This is a genomic window from Serratia sp. AXJ-M (genome assembly GCF_046531865.1).
Lineage (GTDB): Bacteria > Pseudomonadota > Gammaproteobacteria > Enterobacterales > Enterobacteriaceae > Serratia > Serratia liquefaciens.
This window is the reverse complement of record NZ_CP059394.1, coordinates 141,578-159,693: the sequence shown is the minus strand read 5'-3', so window position 1 is coordinate 159,693 and position 18,116 is coordinate 141,578. Positions and strand designations below refer to the sequence as shown.

General features: G+C 56.1%; 11 protein-coding genes. 3 read left to right on the top strand and 8 right to left on the bottom strand.

Going from position 1 to position 18,116, the window contains the following annotated elements:
• Positions 1-241: 241 nt before the first annotated feature.
• Both rho and trxA read right to left on the bottom strand, forming a co-directional pair.
• Positions 242-1,501 carry a transcription termination factor Rho gene (gene rho, locus H0S68_RS00680; RefSeq protein WP_004950874.1) on the bottom strand — a complete coding sequence of 420 codons (1,260 nt, stop codon included), beginning with the start codon at positions 1,499-1,501 and terminating at the stop codon, positions 242-244.
• 577 nt (positions 1,502-2,078) lie between these two features.
• Positions 2,079-2,405 carry a thioredoxin TrxA gene (trxA, locus tag H0S68_RS00675; protein ID WP_020824748.1) on the bottom strand — a complete coding sequence of 109 codons (327 nt, stop codon included), beginning with the start codon at positions 2,403-2,405 and terminating at the stop codon, positions 2,079-2,081.
• 117 nt (positions 2,406-2,522) lie between these two features.
• On the opposite strand from trxA, the gene rhlB reads away from it, so the two are divergent.
• The gene (gene rhlB / locus H0S68_RS00670) at positions 2,523-3,809 is read left to right on the top strand and encodes an ATP-dependent RNA helicase RhlB (protein ID WP_020824747.1); all 1,287 of its coding nucleotides are present in this window, start codon (positions 2,523-2,525) and stop codon (positions 3,807-3,809) included.
• A gap of 6 nt (positions 3,810-3,815) precedes the next feature.
• Positions 3,816-5,312, top strand: coding sequence for an exopolyphosphatase (gene ppx, locus H0S68_RS00665; RefSeq protein ID WP_020824746.1), 1,497 nt, complete (start codon positions 3,816-3,818; stop codon positions 5,310-5,312).
• Positions 5,313-5,491: 179 nt separating this feature from the next.
• Here the strand turns inward: ppx and rep are convergent, their stop codons facing one another.
• Positions 5,492-7,516: a DNA helicase Rep gene (rep, locus tag H0S68_RS00660; RefSeq protein WP_046374755.1), complete on the bottom strand. Its 2,025-nt coding sequence runs from the start codon at positions 7,514-7,516 to the stop codon at positions 5,492-5,494.
• Between the two features lie 109 nt (positions 7,517-7,625).
• On the opposite strand from rep, the gene ppiC reads away from it, so the two are divergent.
• Positions 7,626-7,907, top strand: a complete 282-nt coding sequence (gene ppiC, locus H0S68_RS00655; protein WP_041415145.1) for a peptidylprolyl isomerase PpiC — start codon at positions 7,626-7,628, stop codon at positions 7,905-7,907.
• 27 nt (positions 7,908-7,934) lie between these two features.
• On the opposite strand, the gene H0S68_RS00650 is transcribed toward ppiC, so the two are convergent.
• From H0S68_RS00650 to bcsZ, 5 genes are all read right to left on the bottom strand, one after another.
• Positions 7,935-9,428 carry a M16 family metallopeptidase gene (locus H0S68_RS00650; RefSeq protein ID WP_020824743.1) on the bottom strand — a complete coding sequence of 498 codons (1,494 nt, stop codon included), beginning with the start codon at positions 9,426-9,428 and terminating at the stop codon, positions 7,935-7,937.
• Positions 9,429-9,707: 279 nt separating this feature from the next.
• Entirely contained in the window at positions 9,708-10,997 is a 1,290-nt protein-coding gene (locus H0S68_RS00645; RefSeq protein ID WP_020824742.1) for a dicarboxylate/amino acid:cation symporter, read from the bottom strand.
• Between the two features lie 296 nt (positions 10,998-11,293).
• On the bottom strand, positions 11,294-13,300 hold the full coding sequence (gene hmsP, locus H0S68_RS00640; protein WP_410529093.1) for a biofilm formation regulator HmsP: 2,007 nt from the start codon (positions 13,298-13,300) through the stop codon (positions 11,294-11,296).
• A 247-nt stretch (positions 13,301-13,547) separates the two neighbouring features.
• Entirely contained in the window at positions 13,548-17,021 is a 3,474-nt protein-coding gene (bcsC, locus tag H0S68_RS00635) for a cellulose synthase complex outer membrane protein BcsC (RefSeq protein WP_410529092.1), read from the bottom strand.
• Positions 17,003-18,115: a cellulose synthase complex periplasmic endoglucanase BcsZ gene (gene bcsZ / locus H0S68_RS00630; protein WP_048762510.1), complete on the bottom strand. Its 1,113-nt coding sequence runs from the start codon at positions 18,113-18,115 to the stop codon at positions 17,003-17,005. Before bcsZ ends, bcsC begins: the two co-directional genes overlap by 19 nt.
• Between the last annotated feature and the right edge of the window lies 1 nt (position 18,116).

The following is an 18,116-nucleotide window of genomic DNA, read 5'->3' as shown; positions in this document are numbered from 1 at the left end:
TTCAGTCATTTCCTATGACAACAGCCATTCATTCTTATTCCAACGCTTCTGTCTGCCGTTTAAACAGTAACAATGTGCGAACGACGAAACGCCGACCGCAAATAAGATGAATTCTCAGTAAGCCATGAAAATAACTTACGTTTCCATTTCTGTTACTTATCGTATCTGCCAAAAGCAAAAAACGCCACGACTAGGCGTGGCGTTCTCTGAATTTTTTACTCAATTATGAGCGCATCGTCATTTATGAGCGCTTCATCATATCGAAGAATTCATCGTTGGTTTTGGTCATGGCCAACTTGTTAATGAGGAATTCCATTGCGTCAATTTCGCCCATTGGGTGAATAATTTTACGCAGGATCCACATTTTCTGCAGTTCTTCAGACGTGGTGAGTAATTCTTCTTTACGGGTACCGGAGCGGTTGTAGTCAATCGCAGGGAATACGCGCTTCTCGGCGATTTTACGCGCCAGATGCAATTCCATGTTGCCGGTACCTTTAAACTCTTCGTAGATAACCTCGTCCATTTTCGACCCGGTGTCGACCAGCGCGGTAGCGATGATGGTCAGGCTGCCGCCTTCCTCAACGTTACGTGCCGCACCGAAGAAACGCTTGGGACGATGCAGGGCGTTGGCATCCACACCACCGGTCAACACTTTACCGGAAGCCGGTACTACGGTGTTGTAGGCACGCGCCAGGCGAGTGATGGAGTCGAGCAGGATGATAACGTCTTTCTTGTGCTCAACCAGGCGCTTGGCCTTCTCGATCACCATTTCTGCAACTTGGACATGGCGGGAAGCCGGCTCGTCAAAGGTAGAAGCGATAACTTCGCCCTTCACCAGACGCTGCATCTCGGTAACTTCTTCCGGACGTTCGTCAATCAGCAGAACCATCAACACGCAGTCTGGATGGTTGTAAGCGATGCTTTGTGCAATGTTCTGCAGCAGCATGGTTTTACCTGCTTTCGGCGGAGCAACAATCAGACCACGCTGACCACGGCCAATCGGCGAGGCCAGATCCAGCACGCGAGCCGTCAGGTCTTCGGTTGAACCGTTACCGCGTTCCATCCGCAGACGGGAGTTGGCATGCAGTGGGGTTAAGTTCTCGAACAGGATCTTGCTGCGGGCGTTTTCCGGTTTGTCGTAGTTAACTTCGTTAACTTTCAACAGGGCAAAGTAGCGCTCGCCTTCTTTTGGCGGACGAATCTTACCGGAAACGGAGTCACCTGTACGGAGGTTAAAACGGCGGATTTGGCTGGGGGATACGTAGATGTCGTCGGGGCCTGCAAGGTAGGAGCTGTCTCCAGAGCGGAGGAAACCAAATCCATCCTGCAATATCTCCAACACGCCATCGCCGAAGATATCTTCTCCACTTTTCGCATGCTGCTTAAGGATAGAGAAGATAATGTCCTGCTTGCGCATGCGGGCAAGGTTTTCCAGCCCCATATTTTCGCCGAGAGTAATCAGCTCAGAAACCGGCGTATTCTTTAATTCGGTAAGATTCATAGTGGTGGGTTCTTAAACTCGGGGTATGTCTCGAACTTGTATCGTGAATGGTATGGCAGCGGGATATATCTTTCGTCTTTCTGGTGGTTGCCTTGGCCTTCCTTGCTTACCCCGCCACTTAGCGGACTAAGCTGCAGAGATTCGTTCGGTTGCCGACGGGCCACACCTTGAAATCCTTTGGATATTCGTGCCTGTTTACTGGACGTTCGATCGCCGGGCGCTGAGCCGTCACGGTAAGAAATGGCTTACAGAGGACGCGCGCATTGACGGTTTAAGATCGAAGGTACCTTAAAATTGATTTTGCAAAACCGTTTGATTGTTAAAACACGGGCTGAGTTCATTTTTTCTTTCAACGCCAGCGGTTCAACACAGAGTAAAGCTTTAGATTTAGACTCTTTAGATTTAAAACTTCGGGCAAGTTCTATATGCAGTATGGTTAAACTTAACACGCTTCTTGGCAGGCGTCTAGCGGTGAATTGAACATCCCCGCTAGACGCCTGTATATCCCCGCAGTCTCTCACTTCGTGGCTTTTTTACCGCGACGTCAGACCCCTTGGGCATAGGGCATCCCGCCCGATTACAGATTCGCGTTAAGGAAATCTTTGAGCTGGCCTTTGGACAGCGCACCAACCTTGGTCGCGGCCACTTCACCGTTCTTGAACAGCAACAGCGTAGGGATACCACGGATACCGTACTTAGGTGCGGTTGCCGGGTTTTGGTCGATATTCAGCTTGGTGATGGTCAGCTTGCCTTCGAACTCCTCGGCAATCTCATCCAGAATCGGAGCAATCATCTTGCACGGTCCACACCATTCAGCCCAGAAATCGACCAGGATTGGCCCTTCAGCTTTCAGCACGTCGTTTTCGAAGCTGCCGTCAGTCAGGTGAATAATTTTATCGCTCATGTTCTACTCCAAAGGATTGTGTCTACCTTGTTGGTGTAGCATTAACCAACCTAAGGTGACTTTATTTCACCGGATACGCTTTCGTAAAGCAATAGTTAGCTGATATTCTACCACACTATGAGCAAAACACACTTGACCGAACAGAAGTTTTCCGACTTCGCCCTGCACCCGTTAGTCCTTGAAGCCCTTGAAAAGAAAGGGTTTCAACATTGCACGCCTATCCAGGCGTTAGCATTGCCGCTCACGCTCTCCGGGCGTGACGTTGCAGGTCAGGCGCAAACCGGTACCGGAAAGACGCTGGCATTTTTAGCGTCTACTTTTCACTATTTGCTTTCTCACCCGGCGAAACAGGATCGCCAGACCAACCAGCCGCGCGCCTTGATCATGGCGCCAACGCGTGAACTGGCGGTACAGATCCACTCCGACGCGGAAGCCCTGTCCCAATCCACCGGCCTGAAACTTGGCCTGGCGTATGGCGGCGACGGCTACGACAAACAGCTGAAAGTGCTGGAAAGCGGCGTGGATATCCTGGTCGGTACTACCGGTCGTTTGATCGATTACGCCAAACAGAACTATATCGATCTGGGCGCAATTCAGGTCGTGGTACTGGATGAAGCCGACCGTATGTACGATCTGGGCTTTATCAAAGACATTCGCTGGTTGTTCCGCCGCATGCCTGCGGTCGATCAACGCCTGAACATGCTGTTCTCTGCCACCCTGTCCTATCGCGTACGCGAACTGGCTTTCGAGCAGATGAACAACGCTGAATATGTCGAAGTGGAACCGGAACAAAAAACCGGCCACCGCATTAAAGAAGAGCTGTTCTACCCTTCTAACGAAGAAAAGATGCGTCTGCTGCAGACGTTGATCGAAGAAGAGTGGCCAGACCGCTGTATCATCTTCGCCAACACCAAGCACCGCTGTGAAGACGTCTGGGGCCACCTGGCCGCCGATGGTCACCGCGTAGGCCTGTTGACCGGCGATGTGGCGCAGAAAAAACGCCTGCGCATTCTCGACGATTTCACCAAGGGCAACCTGGATATTCTGGTCGCCACCGACGTCGCCGCTCGCGGTCTGCACATCCCGTTGGTGACGCACGTATTCAACTACGACTTGCCTGACGACTGCGAAGACTACGTCCACCGTATCGGTCGTACCGGCCGTGCTGGCGAAAGTGGCCATTCCATCAGCCTGGCCTGCGAAGAGTACGCGCTCAACCTGCCGGCGATCGAAACCTATACCGGCCACAGCATTCCAGTGAGCAAGTACAACAGCGATGCGTTACTGACTGACCTGCCTGCGCCGAAACGCCTGGCTCGCCCACGCGGCGGCAACGGTCCACGTCGTAACTCAGCGCCACGTCGTGGCGGTGCGCCGCGCAACAACCGTAAACGTTCAGGCTGATAGACAATGCTCAGTTCCAGCGCACTTTATGCCGCTATCGATCTCGGCTCCAACAGCTTCCACATGTTGGTGGTGCGCGAGGTGGCCGGCAGTATTCAGACCCTGGCGCGCATCAAGCGCAAAGTGCGTCTGGCGGCCGGACTGGATCAGAACAACCTTCTGTCGCATGAGGCCATGCAACGCGGATGGCAATGCCTGAAGCTGTTCGCCGAACGCCTGCAGGACATCCCTCGCGAGCAAATTCGCGTGGTCGCCACGGCCACGCTGCGGCTGGCGTCCAATGCCGATGAATTCCTGCAGACCGCCGAGCAGATTCTCGGATGCCCGATCCAGGTGATCAGCGGCGAGGAAGAAGCGCGCCTGATTTACCACGGTGTAGCCCATACCACCGGCGGTCCGGACCAACGTTTGGTGGTCGATATCGGCGGCGGCAGCACAGAGCTGGTCACGGGGACCGGTGCGCAGGCCGCTCAGTTGTATAGCCTGTCGATGGGCTGTGTCACCTGGCTGGAGCGGTTCTTCACCGATCGTAATCTGGGGCAGGAAAACTTCGAGCGGGCCGAACAGGCTGCGCGTGAAATGGTGCGCCCGATAGCACCGCAGCTGCGTCAGCACGGCTGGCAAATCTGCGTCGGCGCTTCCGGCACCGTCCAGGCGCTGCAGGAAATCATGGTGGCGCAGGGCATGGATGAACGCATCACCCTGTCCAAACTGCGCCAATTGAAACAGCGCGCCATTCAGTGCGGCAAGCTGGAAGAACTGGAAATTGAAGGGTTAACGCTGGAGCGCGCCTTGGTATTCCCAAGCGGGCTGTCCATTCTGCTGGCGATCTTCCAGGAGTTGGGCATTGAAAGCATGATGTTGGCCGGCGGTGCGCTACGCGAAGGTCTGGTTTACGGCATGCTGCATTTGCCGGTCGAACAGGATATCCGCAGCCGCACCATTCGCAACCTGCAACGGCGTTATCTGTTGGATACCGAGCAGGCCGAGCGCGTCAGCCAACTGGCCGCCAATTTCTCGCAGCAGGTGAGCAATGAATGGCAGTTGGACGCTCGATGTCGCGAGTTATTGCACAGCGCCTGTCTGATCCACGAAATCGGCCTCAGCGTTGATTTCAAGCAGGCGCCGCAACACGCCGCCTACCTGATTCGCCATCTGGATTTACCCGGTTTCACTCCGGCACAGAAAAAACTGTTAGCCACCCTGCTACAAAACCAGAGCAACACCCTCGACTTGCCACTGCTGAGCCAGCAAAACGCCCTGCCGCCACGTACGGCACAACGTTTATGCCGGATTTTACGCCTGGCGATCATCTTTGCCAGCCGTCGCCGCGACGACACGCTGCCTGCGGTGCGTCTGCGCGCCAATCATGATGACGAGCTGACGGTGATCCTGCCGCCTGGTTGGCTGGAGCAGCACCCGCTACGGGCAGAAGCGCTGGAGCAGGAAAGCCATTGGCAAAGTTACGTTCACTGGCCGCTGATACTGGAAGAGCAACGTTAAAATGACAAGGGCGCTAACCGCGCCCTTAGTCTGATGACAAACACCCGAAAACGTGGTTTTCGGATGTTTGGGGGTAAATCAGAAGACATAATCCTTTGTTTTTATTAGCCCCAAGGTCAGGACGTTTAACTGCAAAGGACTTTGTCAGCCATCTGAGGGCGCTAACCGCGCCCTTTTTTCTAGTTGCCGCCCTTGGCCTTGGCCAACTGAGCACGAATATTGGCCAGATGGCTCTGCCCTTTTTGCATCCTTTCCTGCGGACTGACCACTTTGCGCTCACTTTCCCACGCCAGGTCATCCTGCGGCAGTTCCAACAAGAAACGGCTCGGCTCCGGGCGAACCAACTCGCCATATTGACGACGCTCGCGGCACAGAGTGAAAATCAGCTCCTTTTGGGCGCGAGTGATGCCTACGTAGGCCAGGCGTCGCTCTTCATCAACGTTATCTTCGTCAATGCTGCTCTGATGCGGCAATAACCCTTCCTCCATCCCCACCAGAAACACATAGGGGAACTCCAATCCTTTGGAGGCATGCAGCGTCATCAGTTGTACCTGATCCAGCTCTTCATCGCTTTCACCGCGTTCCATCATGTCGCGCAGGGTAAAGCGCGTCACCACCTGGGTCAGCGTCATCGGCTCATCCAGCTCGCTGCCTTCCAGCATTTCCGTCATCCAGCCGAACAGCGTATTGACGTTTTTCATGCGCATTTCGGCGGCTTTCGGGCTGGGAGAGGTTTCGAACAGCCAGCTCTCGTAATCTACACCGTGGATCAGGTCACGCACCGCAGCCACCGGCTCGCGCTCCGCCAGTTGGGCGATGCCGTCCAGCCAGTGAGTGAAGCGTTGCAAAGACTCAAGCCCGCGTCCGGTCAGGTGCTGGCTCAATCCAAGATCAAAACTGGCACGGAACAGGCTTTTATTGCGTTGGTTTGCCCATTCACCCAGCTTTTGCAACGTCGCCGGGCCAATCTCGCGTTTTGGCGTATTGACGATACGCAGGAAGGCGCTGTCATCATCCTGATTGGTCAGGACGCGCAAGTAGGCCAGCAGATCCTTGATTTCCGGCCGCGAGAAAAACGAGGTGCCGCCGGAGATCTTGTAGGGAATGCGGTTCTGCATCAGCATTTTTTCAAACAGCCGCGACTGATGGTTGCCACGGTAGAGGATCGCATAATCGCCGTAGTTGGTTTTCTTCACGAAATGGTGAGCTATCAGTTCACCCACTACGCGCTCGGCCTCGTGATCCTCATTATTGGCGGTCACCACCTTCAGCTCTTCGCCGTAACCCAGTTCGGAAAACAGCCGTTTTTCAAATACGTGCGGGTTATTGGCGATCAGAATGTTCGCCGCCTTCAGAATACGCTCGCTCGAACGGTAGTTCTGCTCCAGCTTGATCACCTGCAGCGCCGGGAAGTCTTCCTTCAACAGCACCAGGTTTTGCGGGCGCGCACCGCGCCAGGAGTAGATTGACTGATCGTCATCCCCCACCACGGTGAAACGCGCACGGTTACCCACCAACAGTTTTACCAGCTCGTATTGGCTGGTGTTGGTGTCCTGATATTCGTCCACCAACAGGTAGCGGATTCGGTTCTGCCAACGCTCGCGCACCTCTTCATTGCGCTGCAACAGCAGGGTCGGTAACAGAATTAAATCGTCGAAATCCAATACGTTACAGGCACGCATGTGTGCGTGATACAGACCGTAGCAATGCGCGAACAGCTTGTCGCGTTCAGAGCGCGCCAGCTCCATCGCCTTCCTGGGATCGACCAGATCATTCTTCCAATTGGAGATGGTGGAAATCAGCTGCGCCACCAGCGTCTTGTCATTCTCCAGCCATTTTTCGGTCAGCTCTTTCAACAGCGCCAACTGGTCCTGATCGTCGAACAGCGAGAAGTTGGATTTCATCTCCAGCGCGGCATATTCCCGCTTGATGATTTCCAACCCCAGGGTGTGGAACGTGGAAATCATCAAACCGCGCGCCTCTTTGCGCCCCATGGTTTGCGCCACACGTTCTTTCATCTCACGCGCGGCCTTATTGGTAAAGGTCACGGCGGCGATGTGTCGCGCCTGATAGCCACAATTATGGATCAGGTGAGCAATCTTGTTGGTGATGACGCGCGTCTTGCCGGAACCTGCACCGGCCAGCACCAGGCAGGGCCCGGTAACGAATTCGACGGCTTGTTGTTGGCTGGGGTTTAATCGCATGGCGCTTTATTGCTCGACTTTATAACGTGGAAGGGGATTGTAGCAGAAAGCGCCGATGAGATTTAACGGGTATAATCAGCGCAATTTCTGTATCGATAAAGGCAATACCATGGCAAAGACGGCGTGCGCCCTGCACATTCTGGTAGATAACGAAAAACTGGCTGAAGAACTGCTGGCCAAGCTTAAACGCGGCGTCAGTTTTGACACGCTGGCGCGCAAATACTCAACTTGCCCGTCAAAGCGCAACGGCGGCTCGCTGGGCGAATTCAACAAGGGCACCATGGTGGCGGCCTTCGATAAAGCGGTGTTCAGCATTCCGCTGCTGAAGCCCTACGGCCCGGTGAAAACCCAGTTTGGCTACCACATCATCAAGGTGCTGTACCGCAACTGAGTGAGGGGGCAAACGCCCCCTCAGCCGTTATTGTGCGCTGGTTTCCGGGGCCGGTGCGGTATCGGCCGGTTTGACCTCCTCCGACACCACGGCCGGAGCCGGAGACATAATGCCGTTATAGGTTTCCTGTAACTGCTTCATGCTCATTTCCGGTTCGCCCTTCGGCTGCATCAACACCAGCGTCGCATCCTGAGAAAGCTGAAGTTTCAGCTCCTGATTCAGCGCTTCCAGCGTCAATCCGCTCAAGAACTCCTGGCGCAGTTTCTGATACTGCTCCGGTGCGATATCTACGACGCCGCTCTGCTGTGAACGCAGGCGTTGACTCATCAGCACGTCCGTATCGGTGCGGGCATAGGTTGCGAACAACTTGCTCAACTGATCGGTTTTCTGCGCCAGCAGGGCGTTAAACTCATCCTGCGACAGCCCGTTGTTACGCACATTAGCCAATTCGCGAGCGATAAAGCCCAGGCTGTTGTTCAGGTTGTTATTCGGCGTGTCGAGATGAATTGCGCATTGGGCACGCTGGTATTGCACGCGGCAATCAAAGCCCAGATGCAGGTTTTTCTGGTCACTCTTTTCCAGCACCTGCTGGAGATGCCAGAACAGCGCCTCGCGGGCCATATCACCACGCCAGTAGCGGCTCAAATTCTGCGAATCGCGGATCGGGTGCCATGGCGCATCCCACATGATCGACAGCGTATCCTGCTTGACCTGCTCGCTGATCAGGCTGACCGGCTGCGGTGGCAGCGGCGTCAGCGTCGGCATGGTGGCCGGCGTTTCACGCTTGCCCTTCAACGGCGAGAAGGCCTTGTTGATTTGTTCGCCCAGGCTGCGGCTGTCTACCTTGCCCACCACGTACAGCGTCATGGCGTCCGGGGTATACCACTGCTGGTAGAATTTTTTCAGTTGATCGACATTCACCGGTCGCTTCGGTGGCTGGGCCGGATCGTGCGCCAACAGCGTCGAGCCTTTCAGGCGGTATCGCCACCAGGCATCTTTCGGGTTCGGCGGGAAAGTGCCCACCGGATCGACATTGGAGTTTATTACCGCATGCACGGTATGTTCGTCGATCGCCAGTTTGCCGGTGGTGTCGGAAAGCCACGCCAGCGCTTCTTTCAGCAAGTCTGGGCGGTTATTCGGCAAGCTGAGATTATACATGGTGAAATCGTAAGAACTGATGGCCGGCGGCAAAGGCCGCTCAGGATCCACGCTCTGCTGCCACAGTGAACGCAACTGCGGTGGCGTAAAGCTTTCGCTGCGCGCTAAAGACAGGCGCGGCAGCAGATGGGCAAAGCCGATCTGCTGTGAGGACTCGACCAGCGAGCCGGTATTAACCATTAACCGCAGCTCTACACGATCGCTCGGCCGCTGCGGTGTATCCAGTATCTGCCATGAAAACCCGTTGGCCAGTGCCCCCTGCTGCCAGGCAGGATCGGGTTGCAGTGCTTCGGCCTGCACGCTGCTGTTGGCTGCAGCCAACAGCAGCCCACCTACGATGAGATGAATTCTGGTGCCCTGCATGTGAACCCCTACTTAATGACTATCCAATTTCTTTATGCAAATGCGGATATTCCATTCGCCGGAATATTAGGCCATAACGCACAGCCTATAAAAACGCCCTGAGTTTCACGGTGGGGCGGAAAGCAGAAAGTGTACCATCGAGTTAGACCGCGCGCCTTTGCGGATGTCACTCATTAGGGTGAAAAATAATGGATAACCGGTTTTTAAATGCAAGAAATCATTACGCGGGGGGATAAAACGTCACCGGCTGCGGCTGCAACCGGTGATTTGAGGATTAAATCAGGCTGAAGGCAGCGTTTTGTCGGCACCTGCCCCCGGCTTGTTGGACAGGGTGTCTTGCAGCTGTTTTTCGTCCAGCTGTTTACACCATTTAGCCACCACCACCGTAGCCACACCGTTACCGACCAGGTTGGTCAGGGCGCGGGCTTCAGACATGAAGCGGTCAATGCCCAGAATCAGCGCCAGACCGGCCAGCGGCAGGTGGCCCACGGCAGAAATGGTCGCCGCCAGCACGATAAAGCCGCTGCCGGTCACGCCCGCAGCCCCTTTCGAAGACAGCAACAGCACCACCAGCAGCGTCACCTGATGCACGATATCCATATGGGTGTTGGTCGCCTGCGCGATAAACACCGCCGCCATGGTCAGGTAAATCGATGTGCCGTCCAGGTTAAAAGAGTAGCCGGTGGGAATAACTAGACCCACCACCGATTTCTTACAACCCAGTTTCTCCATTTTGTCGAGCATGCGCGGCAGCACCGACTCGGAAGAAGAGGTCCCGAGCACGATCAGCAGCTCTTCTTTTATATAGCGAACGAATTTGAAAATGCTGAAGCCGTTGGCACGAGCAATGGAGCCCAGCACCACCACCACGAACAGAACGCAGGTGATATAGAAGCAGGCAATCAACTGGCCAAGCTGCAGCAGCGTGCCCACGCCATATTTACCGATGGTGAATGCCATCGCCCCGAAGGCCCCCAGCGGCGCCAGACGCATAATCATATTGATAATGCCGAAAATCACGCGGGAGAAACTGTCGATCACGTTGAAGATTAACTGGCCTTTCTCACCCAGGCGGTGCAGGGCGAAGCCGAACAGCACGGCAAACAGCAACACCTGCAAGATGTTACCGCTGGCGAAGGCGCCGATGACGCTACCCGGAATGATATCCAGCAAGAATGGAATGATGCCCTGCTGCTGAGCCTGCTCGGCGTAGACCGCCACCGCTTTGGCATCCAGCGTACCCGGATCGATGTTCATCCCGGCACCCGGCTGTACCAGGTTGACAATCAGCAAACCGATCAGCAGCGCAATGGTACTGACGATTTCAAAATAAAGCAGTGCGATCGCACCGGTACGGCCAACGGCCTTCATGCTTTCCATGCCCGCGATGCCGGTCACCACGGTACAGAAGATCACCGGAGCGATGATCATTTTAATCAGCTTAACGAATCCGTCGCCCAGAGGTTTCATCTGTGCGCCAATGTCAGGATAGAAATGGCCAAGCAGGACACCCAGCGTAATCGCCGTCAGCACCTGAAAATAGAGGCTTTTAAAGATAGTGAGTTTCATATGGACATCCTTTGGGGGAAGACACGCACCAGGCGGTGTTATGGTTATCTCGCCTGTTCATCGCTTGCGCGGAAAATAACACCCGCCTAACAACATGGAAATAATTTGTTGCACCAATAGATACATGTTGATACGAATTTAAGAGCTGAAACGCGCCAGCCCGAATGCAAGGCTGTAAAGGATGTAACCCTTTCTTTGCACTAACGCAAAAGGGGTAGATAAAGCGGGGGTATTTCAAGCCAGAAGGCCAGCGGGCAACGTGGATGCCGCCCGCCGCAAAAGGCTCAAGAGGGAAATCAGGCTGGCGGCGGGCAGAACTCGGCTTCAAATTCGCTGCGCGGCAACGGGCGGGCAAACAAAAACCCCTGACCGCTATAAATACCGTGCTGCAGCAGCCAGTCGCGTTGTTCGGCATTCTCGACGCCTTCGGCCATCACCGGCAGCGCCAGCACCTCGGAAATCGAACTGACGATGCGCACCATCGCGTCGTCCATCGGCAGTCCCTGAATAAAGCTCTTGTCGATTTTAATCAAATCTATCGGCAGGCATTTCAATCGATTGAGGTAATTGAGGCTGGAATAGCCCATGCCGAAATCGTCCAACGCGATGGAAAGCCCCAGATCGTGCAGTTCCCGCAGCAGCGCCAGCGCACGATCGAGGTCGTCAATGCGCACCGTTTCGGTAATTTCCAGCAGCAGCTTGCGCGGGTCAATTCGATGCTGGGCCAGCAGGTTTTTCAGATGCGGGACAAAATTCTCATGCTGCATCTGGATTGGCGACACGTTTACTGCCAGCGGCAGGGTGATCCCCCGAGTCTGCCAATCCGCCAGGATGCGGCAAGCCTCTTCCAGTACCCAGTTACCCAGCGGCACAATCACCCCGAGCTCTTCAGCCAATGGAATGACGTCTGCCGGCAAGGTAAAGCTGCCGTCGTACTGCTGCCAACGAAGTAATGCTTCCGCGCCGATCACCGCGTTGGACTGCATATCTATCTGCGGCTGCAGGAACAGGGTGAAACGACGCTGCTCAATGGCATGCAAGATCTCACTTTCCTGCGTCAGACGCTTTTGGGTGCGTTCCGTCAGGCTCGGTTCGAAGAACAACACCTGATTTTTGCCTTCGCGATGCGCCGACATCATTGCCGAGGTGGCGGTACGCAACAGCTGCTCCGCGCTCTCCCCTGCGTTCAGGTAATGGGCAATACCGATACTGGCGCTGGGCCGCAGCGGCATTTCCTGCAGGCTCAGCGGCGCATTGATCTGCGCCATGATGCGACGGGCCAACTGCATGGCGTGGAACGGCCGTTCAACGCCTTTAGCCAGAATGGCGAATTCGGTATTGCTTAACTGCGCCAGCACGCCGTTTTCATCAATGCATTCACGTAATTTCTTCGCCAGCGTCAACAACAGCGCTTCACGCATCGTCGGATTAAGTACGCCAGAGGCTTCGTGCAACGTTTCAATGCCGATTACCAGCAGATTGAAACGCTCGGGCCGCAGGCTGGAAGCAATGTGTTGTTCCAGCAGCGCGGTAAACAGCGCCTGATTTGGCAACTCAGTGACCGGATGGCGAGTGCTCATGCGGCTCAGTTCGGCATAGGCTTTGGCCAGCCGCTGCTGATTGCGGTTGTAGTTACGCACCAGCAAGCCCAACTCATCGTCCTGGTGCAGCGCCGGCAACATCAGTTGATGATAAGGCGCTTCTTCCTGGGAAATGTTTTCCAGCTCTTTGGCCATCGCGCGTAGCGGATGCACCATCAGCCGGTTCATACACCAGCTAATGGCGACCGACAAAATCAAGGCCAGCAGCAAATAGGTCGACAACATGGTCGACAGCATGCTGAGAATAAATTGATACATGCGGAACGAATCAGCCTGCAGCACCAGATAAGCCAATGGCTGCGGGTTGGCCGGCACGCGTTCCAGCGAATAGAGGGGAACGGAAATCTGGATCGGCAACTCGAACAGGCGGGCGATCATTGTCGGTACCGGACGTTCCGGCGGGAAGTTGGCGTGCAGTGCCTGAAATTCGTTCGGCAGCACGATATCCGCGCGCGTCAGGATGCCCACCGGCAACAGCGTATTCAGCACCTTCTTCGTTTCCGGCACGTCCATGCGCAGCACGGCTTCCGCCAGCGGCTGGCGTACCGAATGAGCGATATTTTCCAGTTGCTGGGCATAGTCATCCCTGCGCTGCTGCACAAAATGGAATAACTGGATCACGATAAAGATACAGATCGTCACCAGCGCCACACCGGACACCGTTGCCATCTGTTTAATCGTTAATGAGCGCCTGACCCGCAAACCTGCTCTCCGCTAATTCGGGCTGAAATAAAAAAGGGATGAATAATACCCATCCCTTGAACCGGTCTGAGTATACTCGATTGTTGACTGTTTTTATCTCTTCATGCCCAGGGCAAAACCAAGAAAAACGAGGGTTTCAGTCTTTTCCTAATGAAAGGCTGCGCGCCACAGCCAATTGTGGGACACAGCCTGTACACAGGGTAGCAAAACTCCTCTGTGCCGACACTCCGAATCTCCCTTAGCGGGGTTACTTGAAGTCGGCGTAAGGCGTCAGCGGTTGCGGCGGTAAATCCAGGTCACCCTGCCAACCGGCCAGCGAATAGCGCAGATAAATCAAAGCGTGGCTCGGGGTATAGTCTTTTGCCTGCTGGATGTCGATGCCGGCACCGAGTGTCCAGTGCGAACTGAGACGCCGTTCGACAATCGCCCGCAGGGTATAGCCGACGCCGGAAGAAGAGCTGCCATCCTCGACGGCAAACTTGTCCGGCAGCGAATCCGGGATCAGCCCCTGCAGCGGGTAACGCCGCTGGCTGTTGGTTTTCGAGTGGGACAACGACACCGACCCCCCCAGCTCCCAGGACCAATTATCAGTACGCTGGCGATAGTTTACCGGTATCGCCAGCGACATATATTGCTGCGGGCTGTAATAGCCCCCCTGACCGAGAGAATAACCGCTCAAATCCTTCTGGTAGTGCCACAGCATGGTGTTCAGACCGACGGTGACGCGGCGATTATCTTCGTTGATCAACTTATAGTAATAACCGGCCATAAAGCGTTCACGCTGATTATCTTCAACGTTTTTGCCGGTTAACTGATGTGCGCTGAGGTCGGCCCAGACACCGTGCGCTTCGCCGCGATCGTAACTGGCGCTAAGGCTGACCCCAGTCGCGCGCACGCCGCCCCAGGTGGTACCGGTATTTGGGTCTTTGGTACCGCCGAACGCCAGCAATGAGCTGGAAATGGGACGGCGCGAGGCCGCCAACGTCCAACCAATGTGGTTCCAGTCATTGCTGTAGGCCAGTCCACCGACCCAGTCAACCACCTCAAAGCCCATTGGTGTGGTGCCGATATCCCCCGCCCAGCGATCGTTTTTCCACCCCACGGCCACGCTGGTGCCGGTGGTTTTCTGACGCTCATCACCACTGCACCCCTGAGTATTGCAGGTACCGAAGGTTTCGTAATATTTGCCGCTGCCGTCGGTGGAGAAGCTGCCGGCATCCAACTGTACGGTATCGGAACGGAAAAACGCCCGCCCGTCATACAACGGCATATCGACCTGTAACATGGTGTCATGCGCTTTGTAATCGGAGATGCCACCCGTGCCGCTGGAGCTCCAATAATCATGGTCGAGGGTGACATTCACGTCTTGCTGCCGATACAGATCCGCCGCGTCCGAACGAATGCCCCGTTTAAGCCAGTCATCTGTCGGATTGTTGCGCGTCAGGTAGGTGTAACTGTCGTTATCCTGCGGCACACTCGGGGCAATACCGCTGGCGACCATCGCCTGTTTATAATCCTGCTGGGCCAGCACCGGCTGCTGTTGATCACGTTCGAGCCGTGCCGCGTCGCGGTAAATCAGCGCCTTCGCCTGGCTGGGTGGCGCTAGCTGCGCCGTCGTTTTCAGCCGGGTAAAAATCTCGGTCGCTTTTTGCGGTTCACCAACGGCATACCAGGCGTTAGCCACCCGCCGCTCGCTGTTGTCTGATTCGCTCGGGTCCGGCGCGGCGGTTTGCAGCCGCTGGCGTGCTTGACTCAGCTTGCCCTGCGCTACATAGGCTTCTATTTCACCCAACCTGGCATCCGGGTTGTTCGGCTCACGCGTCCGTACGCGCTGATAGTCAGCCAGTGCGGCGTCATATTCACCGCGCGCCAGCGCCCAGTCGGCCAACTGAAGATCAATGCGGGTATCCGCCGGCTGGCGGCGCAGATAAGCCACCGCCCCCGGCTCATCGCCCGCAGTACGTAACCGATCGGCATGTTCCAGCGTCGCCTGCATCTTCAAGCGCTGCGCCAGTTCACGCATATTGTCGTTCCACTGCGCGGCGGGCAGGGTATTCAACTGTGCCAACGCCTGAGTATCACGATCGCTGCCGGAGAGATACAGCGCATAGGCGTATGCCAACTGCGGATTCGCACGCTGTTTTTGCGCCAGTCGACCGAACAGAGCATCTGCCTGTTCCGGCTGCCCAGCCTGACGCAGCGTCTGCGCATAGTGGTAAGTCAGCCAGACGTCATCAGGATCCATCTGCTGGGCACGACGGTATTTCTCCGCCGCCTGATGCCACTGCTTTTGCTGTACGAGCTGGTCGGCCTGCTGCTTGAGCATATCGAGCTGCAAACCCTCCAGCGTGCTGCGCAGCTTGTTTTGCTGGCCGCGTGGCAGGCTGTTGAGATAGGCCAGCGCCTTTTCCGGCGACTGGCGCTGATAAATATTCACCAGACCGCGTACCGCGCTGCCGCTGCCGGGATCCAACCGCAGCGCCTGCTGGTAGAAACGTTCGGCGGCAGCATCATCTTTACGCGCCACCGCAACGTCGCCCAAGCCAATTACCGCACTGCTGTCACCGTTGTCTATCTGTCGCGCCTGTTGGTATTTTTGCTGTGCCAGCGCCAAATTACCGGCTTTCAGCGCCTTGTCACCTTCATCCACCACCAGCCAGTAACTGTTGCTCTTGATCAGGCTCTGCCATTTACTGCTGCCGTAGCCGCTTTTATCGGCCTGCAGGGCCTGACGAAACAGGCTCAGCGCCTGTGGACGATTACCGACGCGGGAATAGGCTTGCCCAAGCGCGCCCAGCACGTCGGCGTCGTTGGGTGAAGCCGCCAACGCTTTTTTCAACTCTGGAATGGCGGCACGACTGCCGCCCTTGTCCACCTGCGCCAGCCCGCGCACCCGCGCCTGGTAGGCAGGATCCGACAGCAGCGCCTGCTGCCGGGCCAGTTCTTGTCGGGCGCTGACCGCCTGATCGCCGGTTTCAAAAACGCCAAGAAAACGGTTAAGGGCCGCAACGCTCTGCGGACTGACCGGCATCGCTTTGACTTTCTCCAGCCACAGATCGGCGGCATCTCCGCGTCCGGCAGGATCGGCAGCCACTTTCTGCAAAAGATCATAGGCCTGCGCGTCGCGGTCCTGGCTAAATAGCATCCGCGCCAGCGACATGCGCAGCGGCACGTTGCCGGAATATTGCTGATCCAGCGTCTGTAACTGTTTCAGCGCCGCGGCTTCCTGCCCCGGCAATCGCGCGACCAACCGCCAGTATTCCACCGCCAACTCCAACGTCGGCGGATCGCCGTGGAACAGCTCGTCATACTGCGCTTTCGCCTCCGGCAAACGCCCGGCGGTCGCCATCAGCCGCGCCTGCTGCAGCTTTTGGCGGGTTTCCGGCTGGGTAAGCAGCATGTTCATTTCTGCCTGCCGATAGCTAGTTGACTGCGGCGCAATCTGTTTCAACTTATCCAACTGCTGCTGTGCCAATGCCAAATTGCCCTGTCGCAATGCCAAACGCATACGCGCGGAAATCACCTCCGGGTTATTCGGATCCATCAGTTCAAGCCGGTAGAGCGACTGGCGAACCAACTCATCTTTGTTGCCGGCCTCTCCAACCCGCACCTGCTCCAGCAGCCATTGTTCCGGCGCAACGGTTTCTGCTCCCTGCGCCTGTGGCAGCATCGCCAGGCTTAAAGGCACCAGGCCCAGCCAGTTTATTCGGAAGTTACGCATTGGCCGCCCCAGGAGGGTTGAAGTTCACCCTGCCGATTAAAACGATAACGTTGTTGATCCCATCCCTGACCAAACAGCGCCAACGAGGCGCTGAAATAGGCCCGATCGCCAGGCGGGTTTTGTTTGATACGTTGGCGCTGCACCTGCAAGGCCTCTGGCTCGTGCGCCAACATCGGCAACATCGACGCCGAGAAACCCACCGGACCATCGCCGTGGGTTTTACCGCTGGCAGTGTCGGTTTTCTCCGGCGGCACGCCTTGCTGAGCCGTTAGCTGCGCCATAGGTTGCAGTTGCTTGAGCAACGCCGCCTTATGTTCATCGTCGTCCGCCAGCATGCCGGCCCACAAATAAACCCGGATGGCGTCATAACTGCCGATATTCGGTTTGACGGTATCCGGTTGCCAGCCTTTGCCGACCTGCCACACCACCCAGTCCGGCGAAAAGCCGTGCGGCGCGGTTTCCAACCACAACCGCTGGTTGGTTTGCTGCATCTTCCGCCATGGGCCATTCAGCACGGCAAAACGTGCCAGCAGTTGCGGGGGTAAATAGCTCGGATTGAGGCGCCAGCGATCTTCCGCCACGAAGCCGACTTTGCCCGGTAACAGCATCAACCCCAGCCCCGGGATATCCGCCACTTCTTCACGAGCGATACGTTGCAACAACAGGGTGCCAAGGGTTTGATAACGGCGGCTTTTCCACAACCGACCGGCTTCCAGCAAATTGTAGGCAATCCACAGGTCGGCATCGGATGCCGAATTGCTGTCCAGCACCGTCCACTGCTTTTGTTCGTTTTCGCCCCACAACCAGGCGGGCAAATGCGCACTGAGGTCGCCCGCGGCCAGATTGTTTTCCGTCCATGTCAGCAATTGATCGAAAGCAGGCCGATCGTTTGCCACCAGCGCGAAGAACAGTCCGTAACTCTGGCCTTCCGAGGTGGTGATTCGGTTAGGACTGCTCGGATCGATCACTCGTCCCTGCTCACTGATATAAAACTGTTTGTACTGTTGCCAGGCCGGCCATTCACAGGCTGCCGCCGCGCTGAATGCGCACAGCAGCAGCATGCCGATGGTCAGACGCTTCAACCTCGCAGGCATG

What these genes read in the sequence shown, in the direction of transcription:
- rhlB (WP_020824747.1), top strand. Translation starts at nt 2,523, where the DNA reads ATGAGCAAAACACACTTGACCGAACAGAAGTTTTCCGACTTCGCCCTG.
- bcsZ (WP_048762510.1), bottom strand. Translation starts at nt 18,115, where the DNA reads ATGCCTGCGAGGTTGAAGCGTCTGACCATCGGCATGCTGCTGCTGTGC.
- ppx (WP_020824746.1), top strand. Translation starts at nt 3,816, where the DNA reads ATGCTCAGTTCCAGCGCACTTTATGCCGCTATCGATCTCGGCTCCAAC.
- rep (WP_046374755.1), bottom strand. Translation starts at nt 7,516, where the DNA reads ATGCGATTAAACCCCAGCCAACAACAAGCCGTCGAATTCGTTACCGGG.
- H0S68_RS00645 (WP_020824742.1), bottom strand. Translation starts at nt 10,997, where the DNA reads ATGAAACTCACTATCTTTAAAAGCCTCTATTTTCAGGTGCTGACGGCG.
- trxA (WP_020824748.1), bottom strand. Translation starts at nt 2,405, where the DNA reads ATGAGCGATAAAATTATTCACCTGACTGACGGCAGCTTCGAAAACGAC.
- ppiC (WP_041415145.1), top strand. Translation starts at nt 7,626, where the DNA reads ATGGCAAAGACGGCGTGCGCCCTGCACATTCTGGTAGATAACGAAAAA.
- bcsC (WP_410529092.1), bottom strand. Translation starts at nt 17,021, where the DNA reads ATGCGTAACTTCCGAATAAACTGGCTGGGCCTGGTGCCTTTAAGCCTG.
- rho (WP_004950874.1), bottom strand. Translation starts at nt 1,501, where the DNA reads ATGAATCTTACCGAATTAAAGAATACGCCGGTTTCTGAGCTGATTACT.
- H0S68_RS00650 (WP_020824743.1), bottom strand. Translation starts at nt 9,428, where the DNA reads ATGCAGGGCACCAGAATTCATCTCATCGTAGGTGGGCTGCTGTTGGCT.